At 67.5% G+C, this 17,585-nt stretch carries 18 protein-coding genes; 14 read left to right on the top strand and 4 right to left on the bottom strand.

What is annotated here, in order from left to right; genetic code table 11:
* The first annotated feature begins 31 nt into the window (after window positions 1-31).
* The 5 genes from KIK15_RS03010 to KIK15_RS02990 all read left to right on the top strand — a co-directional run bounded on the left by KIK15_RS03010 (window position 32) and on the right by KIK15_RS02990 (window position 5,392).
* Window positions 32-1,099, top strand: coding sequence for a YafY family protein (locus KIK15_RS03010; protein ID WP_250323910.1), 1,068 nt, complete (start codon window positions 32-34; stop codon window positions 1,097-1,099).
* 112 nt (window positions 1,100-1,211) lie between these two features.
* Window positions 1,212-2,015, top strand: a complete 804-nt coding sequence (locus KIK15_RS03005) for a hypothetical protein (protein ID WP_214242638.1) — start codon at window positions 1,212-1,214, stop codon at window positions 2,013-2,015.
* Complete coding sequence (locus KIK15_RS03000) at window positions 2,012-3,064, top strand: DUF4129 domain-containing protein (RefSeq protein ID WP_214242637.1); 1,053 nt, start codon at window positions 2,012-2,014, stop codon at window positions 3,062-3,064. The genes KIK15_RS03005 and KIK15_RS03000 overlap by 4 nt, the downstream gene beginning before the upstream one ends.
* Window positions 3,061-4,077, top strand: coding sequence for a MoxR family ATPase (locus tag KIK15_RS02995; RefSeq protein WP_214242636.1), 1,017 nt, complete (start codon window positions 3,061-3,063; stop codon window positions 4,075-4,077). Before KIK15_RS03000 ends, KIK15_RS02995 begins: the two co-directional genes overlap by 4 nt.
* Before the next feature lie 16 nt (window positions 4,078-4,093).
* On the top strand, window positions 4,094-5,392 hold the full coding sequence (locus KIK15_RS02990; RefSeq protein WP_214242635.1) for a DUF58 domain-containing protein: 1,299 nt from the start codon (window positions 4,094-4,096) through the stop codon (window positions 5,390-5,392).
* Here KIK15_RS02990 and KIK15_RS02985 read toward each other — a convergent pair.
* On the bottom strand, window positions 5,370-6,131 hold the full coding sequence (locus KIK15_RS02985) for an RDD family protein (RefSeq protein WP_214242634.1): 762 nt from the start codon (window positions 6,129-6,131) through the stop codon (window positions 5,370-5,372). The genes KIK15_RS02990 and KIK15_RS02985 overlap by 23 nt on opposite strands.
* A 19-nt stretch (window positions 6,132-6,150) precedes the next feature.
* On the opposite strand from KIK15_RS02985, the gene KIK15_RS02980 reads away from it, so the two are divergent.
* Window positions 6,151-7,107: a stage II sporulation protein M gene (locus tag KIK15_RS02980; RefSeq protein WP_214242633.1), complete on the top strand. Its 957-nt coding sequence runs from the start codon at window positions 6,151-6,153 to the stop codon at window positions 7,105-7,107.
* Between the two features lie 25 nt (window positions 7,108-7,132).
* Here KIK15_RS02980 and KIK15_RS02975 read toward each other — a convergent pair whose 3' ends face one another.
* The 3 genes from KIK15_RS02975 to KIK15_RS18685 are packed head-to-tail and all read right to left on the bottom strand — an operon-like array spanning window position 7,133 to window position 12,261.
* Window positions 7,133-10,402 carry an AAA family ATPase gene (locus KIK15_RS02975; protein WP_214242632.1) on the bottom strand — a complete coding sequence of 1,090 codons (3,270 nt, stop codon included), beginning with the start codon at window positions 10,400-10,402 and terminating at the stop codon, window positions 7,133-7,135.
* 9 nt (window positions 10,403-10,411) lie between these two features.
* Window positions 10,412-11,083 carry a MarR family transcriptional regulator gene (locus tag KIK15_RS02970; protein ID WP_214242631.1) on the bottom strand — a complete coding sequence of 224 codons (672 nt, stop codon included), beginning with the start codon at window positions 11,081-11,083 and terminating at the stop codon, window positions 10,412-10,414.
* A 59-nt stretch (window positions 11,084-11,142) separates the two neighbouring features.
* Window positions 11,143-12,261, bottom strand: coding sequence for an endonuclease domain-containing protein (locus KIK15_RS18685; protein WP_214242630.1), 1,119 nt, complete (start codon window positions 12,259-12,261; stop codon window positions 11,143-11,145).
* 360 nt (window positions 12,262-12,621) lie between these two features.
* Between KIK15_RS18685 and rpsH the strand changes: the two genes are divergently transcribed.
* From rpsH to KIK15_RS02925, 8 genes are all read left to right on the top strand, one after another.
* Window positions 12,622-13,020 carry a 30S ribosomal protein S8 gene (gene rpsH / locus KIK15_RS02960; protein ID WP_214242629.1) on the top strand — a complete coding sequence of 133 codons (399 nt, stop codon included), beginning with the start codon at window positions 12,622-12,624 and terminating at the stop codon, window positions 13,018-13,020.
* A 14-nt stretch (window positions 13,021-13,034) separates the two neighbouring features.
* Entirely contained in the window at window positions 13,035-13,571 is a 537-nt protein-coding gene (gene rplF, locus KIK15_RS02955; protein ID WP_214242628.1) for a 50S ribosomal protein L6, read from the top strand.
* A gap of 1 nt (window position 13,572) precedes the next feature.
* On the top strand, window positions 13,573-13,974 hold the full coding sequence (rplR, locus tag KIK15_RS02950; protein WP_214242627.1) for a 50S ribosomal protein L18: 402 nt from the start codon (window positions 13,573-13,575) through the stop codon (window positions 13,972-13,974).
* Window positions 13,975-14,026: 52 nt separating this feature from the next.
* The gene (rpsE, locus tag KIK15_RS02945; RefSeq protein WP_214242626.1) at window positions 14,027-14,701 is read left to right on the top strand and encodes a 30S ribosomal protein S5; all 675 of its coding nucleotides are present in this window, start codon (window positions 14,027-14,029) and stop codon (window positions 14,699-14,701) included.
* A 4-nt stretch (window positions 14,702-14,705) separates the two neighbouring features.
* Window positions 14,706-14,894, top strand: a complete 189-nt coding sequence (gene rpmD / locus KIK15_RS02940) for a 50S ribosomal protein L30 (protein ID WP_214242625.1) — start codon at window positions 14,706-14,708, stop codon at window positions 14,892-14,894.
* A complete protein-coding gene (rplO, locus tag KIK15_RS02935; RefSeq protein WP_214242624.1) occupies window positions 14,891-15,331 on the top strand; it encodes a 50S ribosomal protein L15 in 441 nt (146 codons plus the stop codon). The genes rpmD and rplO overlap by 4 nt, the downstream gene beginning before the upstream one ends.
* Before the next feature lie 375 nt (window positions 15,332-15,706).
* Window positions 15,707-17,032 (top strand): preprotein translocase subunit SecY, encoded by a 1,326-nt coding sequence (secY, locus tag KIK15_RS02930; RefSeq protein WP_214242623.1) that lies wholly within the window; start codon window positions 15,707-15,709, stop codon window positions 17,030-17,032.
* Window positions 17,029-17,574, top strand: coding sequence for an adenylate kinase (locus KIK15_RS02925; RefSeq protein WP_214242622.1), 546 nt, complete (start codon window positions 17,029-17,031; stop codon window positions 17,572-17,574). Before secY ends, KIK15_RS02925 begins: the two co-directional genes overlap by 4 nt.
* Window positions 17,575-17,585 lie beyond the last annotated feature (11 nt).

Here is a 17,585-nt window from a genome sequence, read left to right as displayed (position 1 = left end):
GCGCAAGACTCACAGCAGTTGAGGACACCGAATGGCCGCGAATGTGGTCGACAATCTGTTCATGGCCGCCACCTCTGCTCGACTGCTTCGCGTCCTGTCACTGCTGACGGCGCGCCCCGAATGGTCGGGTGCCGACCTCGCCGACCGACTGGGGATCAGCGCGCGAACGCTGCGACGAGACATCGAGTCGCTGCGCGACATCGGATACCCGGTCGTTGCCGTCTCCGGACGTGGAGGTGGGTATGCGCTGCGCGCAGCGGCGGCCAGTCGATCCGGGGCCGGACGTGAACTGCCTCCGCTGCTGCTCGACGATGGCCAGGCCGTGGCAATCGCGGTGGCGCTGCAGACCGCACCGACCACCATCGCCGGAATCGATGATGCCGCCGCAGGCGCGCTCGCTGCGCTGCGTACCACCATGCCTGCCCGTCTCCGGCTGGAGGTGGACGCAATGCACCTGATTACGGTGCGCAACTACTGGGAGTTCCCGGCCCCTCCCATCGCGGCGGCGACGCTGACGGAGGTTGGGCGTGCCATCCGCAACGGCCACGTTCTGCGTTTCGAACATCTCGATGCAGACGGAGGCCGACCGCACCCGTCGGAGGCGAACTTCGAACCCCCGCGCCACGTCGAACCGCACCACCTTCTCGTGTGGGCGGGTCGCTGGTACCTCGTTGCCTACGAACCGAATCCGCCCAGAGGTCGAACGCCGGGTTGGGTGGTGTTGCGCGTCGATCGCATTCGTCCGTCGACGCCCACCGGTACGCCGTTCGTCCGCCGGCCGCTGCCGGACCGCGATGTCGCACGCTACGTGATGCGTTCCCACGATCGTGGGGACACGCCCGCGAAATGGCCGTGTCAGGGGTCGGTGCTGATGCAGCTTCCGGCCGCCGTCGTGGCCGAATTCGCCCCGGGCGGTTCGGTGGTGGAATGGGTCACGAACGTGAGCTCACGTCTGATCCTGGGCGCCTGGTCCTGGGCGGGAGTCGCGGGTCTGCTCGCCACCTTCGACGCAGATCTCAGCGAGGTGGAACCCGCGGAGTTGCGCAGTGCCTGCGCGACTCTGGCAACTCGGTTGGCGGGGGCGTCACGATCGGGGTGATCGCCGCCTCGCGGGTGACTCCACCACTGAGGCGAGTGAAGCTAGTACGCTCGTACAGACCTGTCGCCGTGAGGTTTTCCGGTGGCACGAGCGGGCGAGTAGAGAGAGTGCGATGACCATGGCGAGTGGTGCGCGGGAGGATCTGCGCGACATCCGCCCACTACAGTTCCGCGAACTACTCGATGCGCCGTATGCGTTGGTGCGCTCGGGTGGATGGTCGATGCTGCTCATCATGGCCGCGGCGGCAGCCACCACGGTGTGGGCGAGCTCGTGGATCGACTCCGGCGGCGACCGGTGGGACAGTGTGGTGTGGGTGGTTGTGGTGGCAGTCCTGGTGTCCATCCCGTTCCGGATGCTCACCGCCGGGGTGCTCACCCTTACCGCCGCCGCTGCGGTGACCGGGCGCCCGATCACGTGGTCGCAGCCATGGATGCTGTTGCGCAGCAACGTGGTGCAGCTCGCCGGTGTCCGTCTGCTCATCATGGCTGCGCAACTGTTGGCCTTGCTGGCGTTGGCCATCACGTGTGTCGGTTCCGTGGTCGCACCCGCGGGAGCCGCTTTCGTAGGCGCCAATCAGATTCTGGCGCAACCGGTCCTGCTGCTGGAAGGGTCCGGGGCTCGCGCCGCGAGTCGACGATCGGCGGCGTTGGTGGGCAACCTGCGTATGCGGTGTGTCGGGCTGCTGCTGACCCAGTGGGCGGTGCTGGCCTTCCTGGTGCTGGCCGGCTGTGTGGGACCACCCCTGGTTGCGGCAAGCTTTTATCCCGACTGGGTGGGTATCGTCACCCTCAGCGTGCTGATTGCGGTGTTGCTGCAGTTCTGCACCGCCGTGATGGCGTGCGTGCGGGTGACGGCCTACTTCGACATCCGATGTCGCCGTGAGGGATTGGACCTCATCATGCGGGCTGCGCAGTGACTGAACCGGGGGCGCCGCAGGATCAGCGCCAAACCGCACAGGCCCCGCCGCCTCCGGCGCCGGCTCGACCGGCGCAGGTGCATCGCACTGCTGCGGATTCGGCGGCCGCGCAGCGGGATTTCCCCACCGCGGTGCGAGAACGTTTCCGGGCGTTGAACCGCGGACTAGAACAGTCGCGCATCCTTCCGGTTGATCGGACCCGAACCGCCGTCTGTACCGGATCGGTTGCTGCGCAGAGTCTCCCGGACGAGCGGGATGCCCTCGCCGCCGCCGCGCAGACCTTCGACGAGGTGGTGTACGGGGCGCGCCCAGCCACCGAGGCCGACCTGGCGACGATGGATCGCGCCGACCGGTTCTCCATGGTGGCCCCACCGCCGCTGGACGAGCCCGCCGACTATCGTGCCGAGCGGACCTCCCGGAGAATGCCCGATTGGCTTGTCTCGCATCGATTGTGGATTGCGCTGATGCTCGTCGCCATCGTCGGGGCCGTGATTGCCGGTGCCGCCTCCTGCAGCCCCCCGTCGCCGCCGACACAGTCGGTGTCGAGCGACTACCCCGACTCCGGCGGCACCTATAGCGGCGACCGTTCAGGTGATCGCGAGTCCGGGGCGCCCTCCCCGCAGCGCCGGAGCCTGCTCGACGAGGTCGCTGATCCGGTGTGGGCGGGCAGCGGTGTGCTCGCACTGGCGGTGGCGATCTCGGTGTTCGCGGTCGCCCGCCGCGGGCTGGTGCCGGTACCCGAGGACCTTCCGGTCGTCGTCCCCGCCGACGAGCTGACCGCAGGACACGCGGAGCTCTACCGACGCTCAGGCGATCGCGGCCACCTCGCAGATGTGCTGCGCGGTGCCACCATTCGGCGTATCGCCCCCGTTCTGGGCATCGACGCCACCGCACCACCAGGCGATCTCGTGGAGGTGATCGCAACCGCAGCGGCCACCGACGTCGAGGGGGTGCGGTGGGCGTTGTCGAGTGTCCCCGACACCGACGACGAATTGTCCGATGTGGCAGCCCGCTTGGATTGGATCGAAGAAAGGGTCCGTAACCGATGACAGAGTCACGCCCGTCCGAGGTGAACATCGAGAAGGCGCCACCGGGATGGTCATCGCGGTCCGACGCCGATCCGCGGGCGGCGCTCGAGGCGGTGCGCGGTGAGGTGGCCAAGGCGGTCATCGGGAACGAACGAGCAGTCACGCTGGTGCTGATCGCGCTGCTGTGTCGGGGACATGTGTTGCTCGAAGGTGTTCCGGGCGTGGCCAAGACGTTGCTGGTGCGCGCGGTGGCTGACGCGCTGGCCGTCGATCATGCCCGGCTGCAGTTCACTCCCGACCTGATGCCTGGCGACGTGACCGGCTCGCAGATCTATGACCCCAGCAAGACCGACTTCCTGTTCCGCGAGGGCCCGGTGTTCACCAACCTGCTGTTGGCTGACGAGATCAACCGCACTCCGGCCAAGACGCAGGCCGCCTTGCTCGAGGCGATGGAGGAGCGGCAGGTGTCGGTGGACGGCACCCCGCGCCCACTACCCGAGCCGTTCATGGTGATCGCCACCCAGAACCCGGTCGAGCAGGAGGGAACCTACTCCCTGCCCGAGGCGCAACTCGACCGTTTCCTGTTCAAGATCGACATGGCTTTGCCCAACCGGGATGAGGAGTTCACCATCCTGCGGCGCCACGCGGCCGGGTTCAACCCTCGCGATCTGCACGCTGCCGGAGTTCGCGTGGTGGCTGGCCCGACCGAGCTGACCGCAGCCCGCGAATCGGTGGCGAGCACCACCTACGCCCCCGAAGTCCTTGCCTACGTGGTGGATCTGTGTCGGGCGACGCGCATGGCGCCACCAGTGCTGTTCGGTGCGTCCACGCGTGGCGCGACCATGCTGATGTTCGCTGCGCGTGCCCACGCCTGGCTGCTGGGTCGGTCCTTTGTCACGCCCGACGACGTGCAGGCCGTGGCGATTCCGGCTCTGCGGCACCGACTCATCCTGCGGCCCGAGGCCGAAGTGGACGGACTCCTCAGCGATGTCGTTCTGACCGGCATCCTGCGCACGGTCCCGGCTCCGGTGTAGGCGGCGGGCACATCCGATGTTCGTCACCTTGCGCCTGGTGTGGGTCGCGGTGGCCGCCGCCGCCGTCGCCGTCGTCCTCGCGCTGATCCTGCCGATGGCAGTGGCCCTGTTGATCGGGGTGACCTCGGTGGTGGCCCTGGCCGCGATCGACGTGGTGGCGGCGCGGGCGTCGCTGACGGTCACTCGTGCCGCCGCCGCTGCGGTGACCGTCGGTGAGTCCACGACATCGATTGTGCAACTGCACAACTCCGGCGCCGCGGTGGCCCAGGGCACGGTGTTCGACAATTGGCCACCGAGTGTGAACGCGAGTGAGGCCGAGCACGCGTTCGTCATCCCGCCCGGCGACACCGTCGCCGTCGCCACCCAGCTGCGTCCCACCCGAGCCGGTGACCGTCACGCTGGCCCGGTGATCGTGCGCACCACCGGGCCGTGGCGACTGGCCGGAGTGCAGCGGCGCGTCGATCTGCTCACCGTCATCCGGGTCAACGAGAGCGTGCGCGACGGTGAACTCGTCCACACCAAGGTCTCGTCATTGCGATGGCTCGAGGGTGCCAACCCGACGACGATCCGTGGTACCGGAACCGATTTCGACTCCGTTCGTGCCTACGTGCCCGGTGACGACGTGCGGTCCATCGACTGGCGGGCCACCGCGCGCAGCCACGACGTGATGACGCGGATCTGGCGGCCCGAGCACGACCGGCACGTGCTGCTGATCATCGACACCGGGCGGCGGTCGGCGGTGCGGATCGGGGACAAGACCCAACTCGACATCGCCGCCGAGGCCGCGATGGTGGTGGGCGGCTTGGCGACTGCAGCCGGTGACACCGTCGACGTGCTCGGCATCGACCGCGAGATCCGCGTATCGGTGCGCGGGATCCGCGGTGCGCGTGCCCTGTCCTCGGTGGGGGCGGCCGTGGCACCGTTGCGTCCGCACCTGATCACCTCTGACCCTGGTGCTGTGGTGCGCGAGGTGTTCGCCCGCCCCGCCCGACGGGCCATCGTCATCTGGTTCACCAGTCTCGATCCCGGTTCGGCCGGCCCCGACCGCGTTGCGACGGAGGGTGTCTCACTGTCGGGCGCAGCGCGTACGTTGGCGCGTCGCCATCAAGTGATTGTGGTGGCGGCCACCGATCCGACGCCGACGCCGAGCGACCTTCGACGACGAGCGGTGCTCGCCGCCGGAGGCCGCGATCTGGAATTGGTGCGCAAGACGCTGCAACGCAGCGGCGTCACCGTCGTCTCTGCTGCGCCGCAACGACTTCCGCTGGAGTTGGTGGCGGCGTTGCAGCGAGTCAGACTCGGTGCGAGTCGATGATCGCCTGTTCTGCTCGGGCCGCCAGGATCGCGCCGACCACCTCCGCGGGTGGGTATCCGGTCGGCATCGGGACCCGCAACGACCGCTGTAGCGCATGGGTCAGGGCGGTGCCGAGTTCGTACTGTGCAGGCGGACTGAGGTCGGGTAGCCGCAGCAGATATGTGCGCAGATCGCTGCACAGCTGCGCGTCGAGAACATCGAGCGCCAGCGACATCGCCCAGGGATGCAGGATGGGATGCGGCGGGAACCGGCGAGGCGCAACGCCGATCGAGCGATCGAGCGCGACGACGGTGGTTCCGGCCAGTGCGTCGCCGATGCGGCGACCCCGGTCGGAGCTCAGCGATGTGATGGTGGCGACGACGCCGAAGGCCCCGAAGATCCAGATGTCCACCACCACCGCGCACAGCGCACGAATCGCGGCCTCGCGCAACCCGATCGGACCCCCGTCGTCGCGTACCACCTGCAGGCCCAGTGCGAACTTGCCGACCGTGCGCCCGCGCGTCACCGTCTCGAACACCAACGGGTACCCGACGAACACCGCCACGAACACGACGATGGCGAGCGCGGCCTCCAGCGCCGGGTCGAGTGACAACGCGACGAGAACAGCAAGCGCCCCGAGGAAGCCGACCATCTGCAGGAAGCCGTCGACGAACTGTGCGATCGCGCGGGTGCCGACCCGCGCGATGGGTATGCGGACATCGACAGCCTCACCCGTGGTGAAATCGCCGGTCACATGCACAGGAGAAGGGTAGCAACGGATGCTCGACGTGGATTTGTTCATCGTCGCCCACGGCGCGCAGTGGTCGAGGCTGCGGGCGCTGACCGCCCAGCGGCGGCTGACCGGGTCGCAGGTCGACGAGTTGGTCGCGCTCTATCGCGTCGTCTCAGCCCAACTCGCGCGTGCCCAGGAGGCCCATCTCGACGACGCGACGGTGGCCATGCTGGCCTCACTCGTCTTCTCGGCGCGGCTGCGGATCACCCGGGTGCGCGCCGGCGTCTGGGACACGTTGCGCGACTTCGCGATTCGGGATGTCCCGGCCGCCATGTACTCGGCGCGCCGCTGGTGGGGTGGGGTGGCGCTGGCGTTTTTGTTGGTCGCCGCGTCCATGGCGATTTGGGTCGAGACCAGTCCGGGGGCCCGGTCGGCGGCCATCGGTGATCGCTCGCTCGAGGAGTACGCCGGACCCGGAGGTGACTTCGAGCGGTACTACAGCGAACATCCGGCCACCTTCTTCGGTGCCCATGTGTGGACCAACAACGCGTGGGTAGGGGTGCTGGCCCTGTTCACCGGAGTGTTGATCGTGCCGTCGGTGTGGGTGTTGTTCACCAACGCCATGCAACTGGGGTTGTCCGGGGCGGTGATGTCGGAGGCTGGTCGCCTCGACGTCTTCTTCTATTACATTCTCCCGCACGGGATGTTGGAGCTCAGCTGTATCTTCCTGGCCGGTGCGGCGGGGCTGCGGATGGGTATGGCGGCGTTGGCGCCGGGAAACCGCACCCGCCGTGCGGCGTTGACCGAGGCCGGTCGCAGCGGCCTGCTGGTGGCTGTGGGTCTGATCCCGTTCTTCTTCATAGCCGCGGCCGTCGAAGCGTTCGTCACCCCCAGCGGGCTGCCGAACGTCATCCGGATGGTGCTCGGCGGATGCGCACTGTCGATGCTGGTGGCCTACGTGTTCCTGGTCGGGCGTAGGGCATCGGAGTCGCCGGGCTCGTGATGCGCCGTTGTGGTGGCCGACCTGATCAGCGCTGACCGCGAGCGATCTCGAGTACCTGTTCTTCGGTGGGTGGGCTGGCCGGATGATGCGTCAGGCACAGCGGCGTGGTGACCTCGACGAATCCGGCCCCGTCCAACGAGGCGTAGAACCGCCCGGCGGTGAGACGGCCGACGTCACCGATCTCGCTGCCCTTGGACGCCGCGACCTCTTTGGCGGCGGTGATCTGGGTGGGGCTGGACAACTTGCCGAAGAACTGGGTGGAGGCGTTGCCGGGGATCTTGTTGTTCAACCCCTTCGGGGCCTGGGTGGCGAAGATGAGCCCCAGGCCGTACTTGCGAGCCTGCGACGCCAACGCCAACGTGCTCTGCGTGCAGGCGGTGAAACGACCTGCGGGAGCGAAGTTCTGGGCCTCGTCCATCACGAACAGGCCGCCGAGGGGACGGTCGCCGGCGGGGTGTTTCTTGATCCAGGCGAACAGCGCCATCTGCAACTGGTTGACGAAGTTGTCGCGCTTGTCCTCGGTGGTCAACCCGGCCAGGTTGATCACCGACACCCGCGCGGTGAATCCCGGTGACGGCGTGAGCAATGCGGCCGGATCCATCGGATCGGCGTCACCGCCGAGCATGGTGTCGTTGGCCATCGCCACCCGTAGCCCGTCGGCGAGATCCAGGGCCAGCCGACCCGGGTCACGAAGGTCACTCACTTCCGGCGGCAGCGCCGAGAGCAGGGCCGCATAGTCGGCCACGGTGCCACCGCCCCGTCGGGCGAAGTAGCGCATCGATTGGGTGAGCATCGCTTTGCGTCGTTTGGCTCGATCGGTCGAGGCGTCGGCGTTGACACGGGGAGCCAACGATGCGACCGCGGAATCCACAGCGGCAGCGAACTCGTCGGGGTCGTCGAGGAGCTGGGTGAAGTCAGGAAGAGGCTGGAACGAGAGTGGCCGTCCGGAGCTGCGGCCCGGTGTGTAGACGACCACCTCGGTGCCGGCGAAATATCGATCAGCCTGTGCCCGTTCGAGATCGGTCCACGCCCGGGAACCGGATGGCCACTGCTCACCCATGCGCGCCAGATCGTTGTTGACGTCCAACACGATCGACGACACCCCGGCCAGCGCGCACTGTTCGATCAGGTGACGGATGAGAACGGTCTTGCCCGAACCCGATCCGGCGAACAGTGCGGTGTGTTTACGCAAGGCCTCCAGCGCCATCGTCACCGGGCCTGCGGCTGTGCGACCGACGGTGACCGTTGCTTCTGCTTCTGCGTCTGCGGCTGCGTCGGCAGCGGAAGCCGACGCCGGTGTCGACACCGAGACCGGTCCAGTGGCTGGCATCGATGCTCCCGCTGGGGCTTTCGTGGCAGCGGTGGCGGTCTGTGGATCAGGGGAGGGTGCCGGTGGTCGTGGTGCTGTGGCGCTGTTGGACTCGGCGCCGTTGGACTCGACGCTGCTGGACTCGACGCTGCTGGACACGGTGCCGGGGGGATCGAGGGTGGGGGAGTCGGGCGCGGGGGAGTCGATGTCGGTCGAGTCCAGGACCGACAGGAAGTCGATGGAATCGACCGGGCGGCGATGGGCAATCCACGCGACCAGATGATCGGATCGCTCGGCCAGCAGGTGCGACAGCGCGATCAGCGTACGCACGTCCTCCTCGGTCCAGCGGGCGAGCACCCCACCCGCGGCGCTCACCTCCTCGAGCGTTGCCTGGGTCTTCGCCCCGGTGGGCCACTCGGTGGCGCGCAACAGGACCAGGCGCCGATCGGTGACCCCGGTCGTGATGCCTGCGGCCGTGGCGGCCTTACGGATTCGGGACTGGGTGGCGACGGCATTGGTGCTCGCGACCGCGCGAAACGACCACAAGAACTCGCGTTCGGTGTCGGGGTCGATGATCGTGCGTAGCCGGCCGTGCAACGGTGGTTTGCTGCTCGGTGTCGGCTCCTGGCGGTAGGCGCCGTCGCCGCCGCCGAGCTGGTCGAGCCAGACCGTGAAGGCCGTCCGCAGCAGATCGGGCACGACGGCGTCCTCGGTGTCGCCGGAGAGTGCCGCCGATGGATCAGCCGCAGCTCGCAGTTGGTCGAATCGTCGTTCCAGATCGGCGAATTCGGGTTGGTCGATGGTCGGTACCGGCGCCGTCGATTGCGGTGCGACCAGCGTCGTCAGCTCTTCCACCACGCCGGTACGCAGGCAGGTGTTGATGTGCTGGTCCACCCGGATCAGCAGTTCCCGAGGGGTGTAGCGGACTTCGGGGGTGAAGGCTCCGACGGCCACCGGCCAGGTGGGATGCGGGGGTGTGAATCCAACCGAGGCGTAGCCGGGGGCAAAGCGTTTGGCCAACATGCGGGGCCCGAAATCGGGGCCGTCGGGCCGCTGCAGCGGCGCAGGCAAGCGGAAACGGTCGATCACCGATCGCGCGACATGCGATTCCAGATAGCTCCACGAGGCACTGATGCAGGACACGACACAGACTGTGCGACTGAAGGTTTCCCGCAGCGCCATCAGGCCGTGGGCCAGCTCTTCGATGGCGTGGCGGGCCTCGGGCCGATCCGAGTTGCCCAGAGCGATCAGGGTGTCGATCTGATCTATCGCCACCACCGCCGGTCCGCCCAACGCCAGCAACCGGGAGATGTTCTGCACGATCTCCACGTACCCCAGCTGCACCTGCGTGATACCCCATTGCGCCAGCTCGTCTTCGAAACCCGGATCCAGGTGCAGGAAGGTGTCACCCAGGTCTTGCAGCTCGAAGGACTGCGCATTGCGTAACACCAACGCGCGCAGCACATGCTGCGACCGGCGGCGATTCTTGGGGTGACGTTGATAAACGGCGGTGATGAACTTCTCCAGCGTGGGACGCGTCAGTGGCGCGTCCCCGGTGATCTCCGCGCGTTCGGTCGGGGCCAGCTCGGCCGCACCGGCCAGCGTGTGGAGCAGGTCCACCAGCTGTGAGCGGTGCGCGGGGGTGGGTCGGGCGAGGTCTTCGAGGATCCCGACCACCATCGACCGCCAGAAGTCCGACCCGTCGAGGAGTTTGACGAGGAAGAAGTAGCCGCCGCGGGTCTGTACGTGTTCGCGTAGCTGTCCCAGCAGGTGCGTCTTGCCCGCCCCGGCTGGTCCCTGGACCACCACCCCCAGCGGCGAGCCCGCCGCGCTCGCCTCGGCGTCGGCGACCGCGCGCGTGAGATCGAACATGACGTCGTCGTGCAGCCCGTCGACATGCAGTGCCGACTGCGGCTCCCAGACGTCGTCGGGAGTCGGGGCCCAGCTGAGTCGGATCGATTCCAGGGCGGTGCGTGGATCAGTCATCGACACACCTCAGGCGATCGAGAGCAGGTGGCAGGTCTGGGTTCCCACCGTCACCGCGGCGGCGCGGTCGGCCGCGGTGAGCCGGGCCTGGTCCTCCTGTGGGATGAGTCCGACCTCGCGTTGCCGCTCGAGGTCGCGCAGCGCGGCGTCGAGCGAGTCGCGAGAGAGCTCGCCCAGCACGTCGCGCACCTGCGCCAGCGGCACCCAGGCGCCGGCGTGCGGCGCCAGGCGCCGATAGGTCGCGCGGACGAGTTCGATCGCATCTGCGGTGGCGCCACGTTCGTCGACCGAGTCGGGGACCGCTTCCACCGGTGCGGTGGCCGCGCCGACGGCTTCGGCGGTGAAGATCTCGTACAGACGCGCATCCGAGCGAGCCAGGTGTCGGCCCAAGCCGCCCAGCACCGAGTAGAGCGCTCTGATCTGGGGTGTGGCGCGCTCGGGGGGACCCTGGGTCAATTCGTGTGCACACCAGGACCATCCGGCGTCGGTGAGGGCCACGATGTTCGACGAGCGCGGGCCCTTGGTGACCTCGATGAGCCCCAACCCGGCGAGCTTGTCGCGGTCGGTCCTCTTCAGCTCGGGGCCCAGCGTCTTGAGGTCGGGGTTGGGCACCTCCCGCGCCTGTGACATCAGCACGAACAGCACAGCGCTCTGGTTTCCGGTCAGCCTCGGGTGCACCACGTGGCGTCGTCCTCTCGTCGGTCGGGGATCGGGTGTCAGGTGGTCGGGGTGATGCGGTGTCAGGATGTCGGGCCGGATGTGCGGACGGCGACCATCGACTCGATCTCGGCCACCACGAGTCCGACATCGTCGAGCACCTGCTCGTTGGTGAACCGCAGCACCACGTAGCCGACCCGTTGCAGCATATTGTCTCGGCGCCGATCCGCGGCGTACTTGTCGACGCCGCGGTGATCGGGGCCGTCGATCTCTACCGCCAGCCGGGCGTCGCGCCACAACACGTCGATGCGCATCGGTGCGTCCAGGTGGGATCGATTGTCGAGCAGTGTGTTCCAGCATCGCGCGCCGGCCCAGGTGGTGCGCGCCAGCGCCCGCTCCAGAGCCTGCTCGGCGGGGCTGTTGGGTGCAGGCATCCCCCGCAGCGGCGCGATGGACACGGCCGACCCCGTCGGCTCGTCGGCTACGTCCGGGCGATCGGCGCGAGCATGCGCCGACAGGCTGTTCAGCCAGCTGAAGCGGTCGATGTCGGGTGCGGTGGACTGGGTCAGCCACACCACGATCCGCCCGTGTTCGGCCAGCCAGCTCGCAGCCTGAGCGAGCGCGGTCTGATCCGCGATCGACACCGCGTGCGATTCGTTCGATTGGAGGATCACCACGATCGACTCCCGTGCGTAGGCGCGCGCCAGCACCCGTGCCACCCCGAGGATCTGGGCGGTGAGGTCCAGACCGCAGTCCACCCTCCAGTCCGCGCCGGTGACCGCGGTGGCGGCCAGTTCGCCCAGGTAGGGCGCGTAGTCGAGGGATTCCTGACAGAACCGGGTCGCCAGCGCGCGAACTGCCGCCACGTCCAGATCGGTGCTGCCGTCCACGGTCGCAGCGGTGTCCAACCACGCGGGGAACACGCGCACGGCCACCTGATGCAGCTCGGTGATGACCGAGGTGACCAGCTGCCGCGCGGGGCCGCAATCGACGCTGACGCCGATGAGCAGCGGCCAGTCCGCCGGCGCCGGGTCGCGACGCAGGACGGCGGCCGCGGTCGCCTCGCTGACTCGGCGGACCGAGCCGACCGGCACCGTGGGCCATGCGGGTGGTTCCGGTTCGCACACCGGTCCACCGTGCCATGCGACATCCTGACCGCGCGCGTTACTGAGATCGTCGGACTGTGGGGGCGCGGTGGACACAGCGTCCACGGTGGCCGCATGTTCGGACGACGTCCGTGCCGAGCCGCGACGATTTGGCCCTTACCGTGCGGTTCCTTACACTTGCAGGGTTGCCCGGACCTCGTCGGGGGCTGCCGCGTGCAGTCGTCCGGTTCGGGACCACACATTTCTGGCGTCACAGCTTGAAAGACCGACAGTGCGTCGCGATACCTCCGATCGCACTGGCGGGGCACGGCCCCTCACCGGCACAAGCCGGTGAGGACATGACTCGCTTCGTAGTAGGCCCACGACGTGGCGTGACAGGCCCGCGGTGTTCGCACCAACGGAACCGGCACGAGCGTGCTGCATGGGAACCGCCACGAGAAAGGTTGACGGTCACTCATGACCATGACTGATCCCATCGCAGACTTCTTGACTCGTCTGCGCAACGCCAACTCGGCGTTCCACGATGAGGTGACGCTCCCGTCGTCGAAGATCAAGGTGAACATCGCTGAGATCCTCAAGCGCGAGGGCTACATCACCGACTTCCGCACCGAAGACGCCGAGGTCGGCAAGAACCTCATCGTCACCCTCAAGTACGGCCCCAGCCGTGAGCGGAGCATCGCCGGCCTGCGGCGCGTCTCCAAGCCCGGCCTGCGGGTCTACGCAAAGTCCACCAACCTGCCGAAGGTTCTCGGCGGCCTGGGCGTGGCCATCATCTCCACGTCCTCGGGCCTGCTGACCGATCGCCAGGCAGCCAACCAGGGCGTGGGCGGCGAAGTCCTCGCCTACGTCTGGTAAGGGGCGAAACAACAATGTCGCGTATTGGAAAGAACCCGGTCCCCATCCCGGCCGGAGTCGACGTGAAGATCGACGGCCAGGCCGTCTCGGTGAAGGGCCCCAAGGGTGAGCTGTCGCTGACCGTCGCCGAGCCCATCACCATCGCAGCCGAAGACGGCACCGTCGTGGTGTCGCGTCCCAACGACGAACGCCGCAGCCGTGCCCTGCACGGGCTGAGCCGCACCCTGGTGGCCAACCTGATCACCGGTGTGACCCAGGGCTACACCACCAAGATGGAGATCTTCGGTGTCGGTTACCGCGTCGCGCTGAAGGGCAAGGACCTCGAGTTCGCCCTCGGCTACAGCCATCCGGTGCCGATCGAGGCTCCCGAGGGCATCACCTTCGCGGTGGAGTCCCCGACGAAGTTCTCGGTCTCGGGCATCGACAAGCAGAAGGTCGGTCAGATCTCGGCCAACATCCGTCGCCTGCGGCGCCCGGACCCGTACAAGGGCAAAGGCATCCGCTACGAGGGTGAGCAGATCCGCCGCAAGGTCGGAAAGACGGGTAAGTGACATGAGTGAAACCAGCACAGTCAAGCGTGAGCCGATCGGCAAGGACGTCTCGACCCGTCGCCGTCGCTCCACCACCCGACGCCACTTCCGGCTTCGCAAGAAGCTCAGCGGCACCCCGCAGCGTCCTCGCCTCGTGGTCAAGCGCTCCTCGCGCCACATCCACGTGCAGCTCGTCGACGACCTGGCCGGCAAGACGCTCGCCGCGGCGTCCTCGATCGAGGCCGACGTGCGCAGCGCCGGTGGCGACAAGTCGGCGCAGAGCCGCAAGGTCGGCGAGCTGATCGCCGCCCGTGCCAAGGCCGCCGGTGTCGACACGGTCGTGTTCGACCGCGGTGGGCACGACTACCACGGTCGTATCGCGGCCCTGGCCGACGCCGCCCGCGAGGGAGGCCTGAAGTTCTGATGACCAACTCACACATGATCTCCGCGCTCAGCGCGAACGGAAGGACCATCTGATGCCGGGACGTCAACGGCGTGACGGCGGCACCGGACCCGCCACCACCGACAACAACACTGCCGCAGCTGCAGGCGGTGCCGACAACCGTGGCGGCGATCGTCGCGGCGGCGACCGACGTGGCGGTGGCCGCGACGGCCAGCGCGGCGGACGTGAGCAGGACAAGAACCAGCTCGAGCGGGTCGTCACCATCAACCGCGTGTCCAAGGTGGTCAAGGGTGGACGTCGGTTCTCCTTCACCGCATTGGTGGTCGTGGGTGACGGCCAGGGCATGGTCGGTGTCGGTTACGGCAAGGCCAAAGAGGTCCCCGCAGCCATCCAGAAGGGTGTCGAAGAGGCTCGCAAGAACTTCTTCCGCGTCCCGCTGATCGGTTCCACCGTGACCCACCCCGTGCAGGGTGAGGCGGCGGCCGGTGTCGTGATGCTGCGTCCGGCCTCGCCCGGTACCGGCGTCATCGCCGGTGGCGCGGTGCGTGCCGTGCTCGAGTGCGCAGGCGTCCACGACGTCCTGGCCAAGAGCCTCGGCAGTGACAACGCCATCAACGTCGTCCACGCCACCGTGGCCGCACTGAAGATGTTGCAGCGTCCCGAAGAGGTCGCGGCTCGCCGCGGCCTGCCCATCGAAGACGTCGCCCCGGCAGGCATGCTGCGGGCCCGAGCCGGCCAAGGAGCGTAGCGACATGGCAGAGCTGAAGATCACCCAGATCAAGGGCACGATCGGCACCAAGAGCAATCAGCGCGACAGCCTGCGCACCCTGGGTCTGCGCAAGATCCGCCAGAGCGTCGTGCGCGAGGACACCCCGGCGAACCGCGGTCTCATCAACGTGGTCCGTCACCTCGTCACCGTCGAAGAGGTTGAGAAGTCATGACGATCAAACTGCATCACCTTCGCCCCGCCCCGGGTGCGAAGACCGAGAAGACCCGAGTCGGTCGCGGTGAGGGGTCCAAGGGTAAGACCGCAGGTCGCGGCACCAAGGGCACCAAGGCGCGCAAGAACGTGCCGGCCGCCTTCGAGGGCGGGCAGATGCCCATCCACATGCGGCTGCCCAAGCTCAAGGGCTTCACCAACCGCAACCGAGTCGAGTACCAGGTGGTCAACCTCGACGACATCGCGCGGCTGTTCCCCGAGGGCGGTGCCATCGGCGTGGCCGAGCTGGTCGCCAAGGGGGCGGTGCGCAAGAACGAGTTGGTCAAGGTGCTCGGCGACGGAGAGCTGACCGTCGCGGTGTCCATCTCGGCGAACAAGTTCTCCAAGTCGGCCACCGAGAAGATCACGGCAGCGGGTGGCAGCACCACGGTGCTGTGACTCCCCGGGGACCCTCGGACATGATTCGACGTCACTGAAACGGCGGGCGGTGTACTGCAGGTACACCGCCCGCCGAGTCGGTGGGGGCGATTTGTCCGAAGGGTCGCGTGCGCGTTCCACGCGCGATCAGGCGGTGTGTTGGCCGCTGTTAGAGTTCAAGAGTTGTCCGGCCCACGGGGCGGGGATCGGTCCGATCGGATCGCTCGCCGAGCCCAGGCCACCGAGATCATCGTCGCCCCCCGGCACCGCGAACGCGGACGGGAACGACCGAACAGAACGGCGGAACGTCTCGATGCGATGGGTCGGCCCCGGGGTCTCCCGTGAGTCCATTCTCATCGCAGTCGCAGATTTCGGCCCGTTCGACAGGAGGAGTTAGTGCGTTCCGCCTTTGTCTCGGCCTTGCGTACCCAGGACCTGAGACGGAAGATCCTCTTCGTCATCGGGATCATCATCCTGTACCGCCTCGGCGCGACCATCCCGTCTCCTGGCGTCGACTACCGCCAGGTCAAGGACTGCATCGACCAGGTCAACCGTGGTGACTCGGCCGGCATCTATTCCCTGATCAACATGTTCTCCGGTGGCGCGCTGCTGCAGCTGTCGGTGTTCGCGATCGGCATCATGCCCTACATCACCGCCAGCATCATCGTGCAGCTGCTCACCGTGGTCATCCCGCGGTTCGAGCAGCTCCGCAAGGAGGGCCAGTCGGGGCAGGCCAAGATGACGCAGTACACCCGCTACCTCACCGTGGCACTGGCGTTGTTGCAGTCGACCGGCATCGTCGCGCTGGCCTCACGCGGTGACCTGCTACAGGGCTGCAACGGCGGGGACCAGATCCTGCGCGACAAGTCGATCTTCGGCCTCATCATCGTGGTGCTGGTGATGACGGCCGGTGCGTGCATCGTCATGTGGTTCGGCGAGCTGATCACCGAACGCGGCATCGGCAACGGCATGTCGCTGATGATTTTCTCCGGCATCGCCGCCCGCATCCCGGCCGAGGGCAAGCAGATCCTCGACACGCGCGGCGGGCTGGTGTTCACGCTGGTGATCCTGGCCGCGCTCCTGATCGTGGCCGGCGTGGTGTTCATCGAACAGGGTCAGCGCAGGATCCCGGTGCAGTACGCCAAGCGCATGGTCGGTCGCAAGATGTACGGGGGTTCGTCGACCTACCTTCCGCTGAAGGTCAACCAGGCCGGCGTGATCCCGGTGATCTTCGCGTCGTCGCTGCTGTACCTGCCCAACCTGATCGTGCAGCTGACCCGCAAGAGCAGCGGCGAGCAGCCGTCGTGGCATCAGTTCATCCAGACCTATCTGGTGGATCCCTCGAACCCGGTCTACATCGCCGTGTACTTCTTCATGATCATCTTCTTCACGTACTTCTACGTGGCGGTCACCTTCAACCCGCAGGAGCGGGCAGACGAGATGAAGAAGTACGGCGGCTTCATCCCGGGCATCCGTCCTGGACAGCCCACAGCGGACTATCTGGGGTTCGTGTTGAGTCGGATCACCCTGCCCGGGTCCATCTATCTCGGCGTGATCGCTGTGCTGCCCAACCTGTTCCTCGAGATCGGTAACAACGGCGGCGTGCAGAACCTGCCGTTCGGTGGCACCGCAGTGCTGATCATGGTCGGTGTCGGCCTTGACACCGTCAAGCAGATCAACAGCCAGTTGATGCAGCGCAAGTACGAAGGGTTCCTGAAGTGAGATTGGTGATCCTGGGCCCGCCGGGGGCGGGCAAGGGGACGCAGGCCGAGATGTTGTCGGAGAGCATCGGCATCCCGCACATCTCCACCGGCGACCTGTTCCGCGCGAACATCTCCGAGGGGACCGCGATCGGGCTGGAGGCCAAGCGCTACCTCGACGCAGGCGATCTGGTTCCGTCGCAGATCACCGTCGACATGGTCCGGGCCCGAGTCGCCGAGCCCGACGCCACGGGCGGCTTCATCCTCGACGGCTTCCCGCGGTCGACCGAGCAGGCCGATGCGCTCGCCGAGATCCTGGCCGAGCACGGCACCGCGCTCGACGCCGTGCTGTCGTTCGTGGTCGACGAGGACGTCGTCGTCGAGCGCATGTTGGCTCGTGGCCGCGCCGACGACACCGAGGCCGTGATCCGCAACCGCATGCAGGTCTACATCTCCGAGACCGCGCCGCTGCTCGACTACTACGGCGAGCAGGTGACCGTCATCGATGCAATCGGTGATGTGGGCGAGGTGCACCAGCGGGTGCTTCGGGCTCTACGCAGCTGACCGATCCGACC

It is taken from the genome of Williamsia sp. CHRR-6 (genome assembly GCF_018474015.1).
Classification (GTDB): Bacteria; Actinomycetota; Actinomycetes; order Mycobacteriales; family Mycobacteriaceae; genus Williamsia_A.
Note: the sequence above shows the minus strand (reverse complement) of the source record. Positions and strands in the feature narration are given on the sequence as shown.

Coding starts and splice junctions, on each gene's coding strand:
- KIK15_RS03010 (WP_250323910.1), top strand. CDS start 32: ATGGCCGCGAATGTGGTCGACAATCTGTTCATGGCCGCCACCTCTGCT.
- KIK15_RS03005 (WP_214242638.1), top strand. CDS start 1,212: ATGACCATGGCGAGTGGTGCGCGGGAGGATCTGCGCGACATCCGCCCA.
- KIK15_RS02995 (WP_214242636.1), top strand. CDS start 3,061: ATGACAGAGTCACGCCCGTCCGAGGTGAACATCGAGAAGGCGCCACCG.
- KIK15_RS02990 (WP_214242635.1), top strand. CDS start 4,094: ATGTTCGTCACCTTGCGCCTGGTGTGGGTCGCGGTGGCCGCCGCCGCC.
- KIK15_RS02980 (WP_214242633.1), top strand. CDS start 6,151: ATGCTCGACGTGGATTTGTTCATCGTCGCCCACGGCGCGCAGTGGTCG.
- KIK15_RS02975 (WP_214242632.1), bottom strand. CDS start 10,402: ATGACTGATCCACGCACCGCCCTGGAATCGATCCGACTCAGCTGGGCC.
- rpsH (WP_214242629.1), top strand. CDS start 12,622: ATGACCATGACTGATCCCATCGCAGACTTCTTGACTCGTCTGCGCAAC.
- rplF (WP_214242628.1), top strand. CDS start 13,035: ATGTCGCGTATTGGAAAGAACCCGGTCCCCATCCCGGCCGGAGTCGAC.
- rplR (WP_214242627.1), top strand. CDS start 13,573: ATGAGTGAAACCAGCACAGTCAAGCGTGAGCCGATCGGCAAGGACGTC.
- rpsE (WP_214242626.1), top strand. CDS start 14,027: ATGCCGGGACGTCAACGGCGTGACGGCGGCACCGGACCCGCCACCACC.
- rpmD (WP_214242625.1), top strand. CDS start 14,706: ATGGCAGAGCTGAAGATCACCCAGATCAAGGGCACGATCGGCACCAAG.
- rplO (WP_214242624.1), top strand. CDS start 14,891: ATGACGATCAAACTGCATCACCTTCGCCCCGCCCCGGGTGCGAAGACC.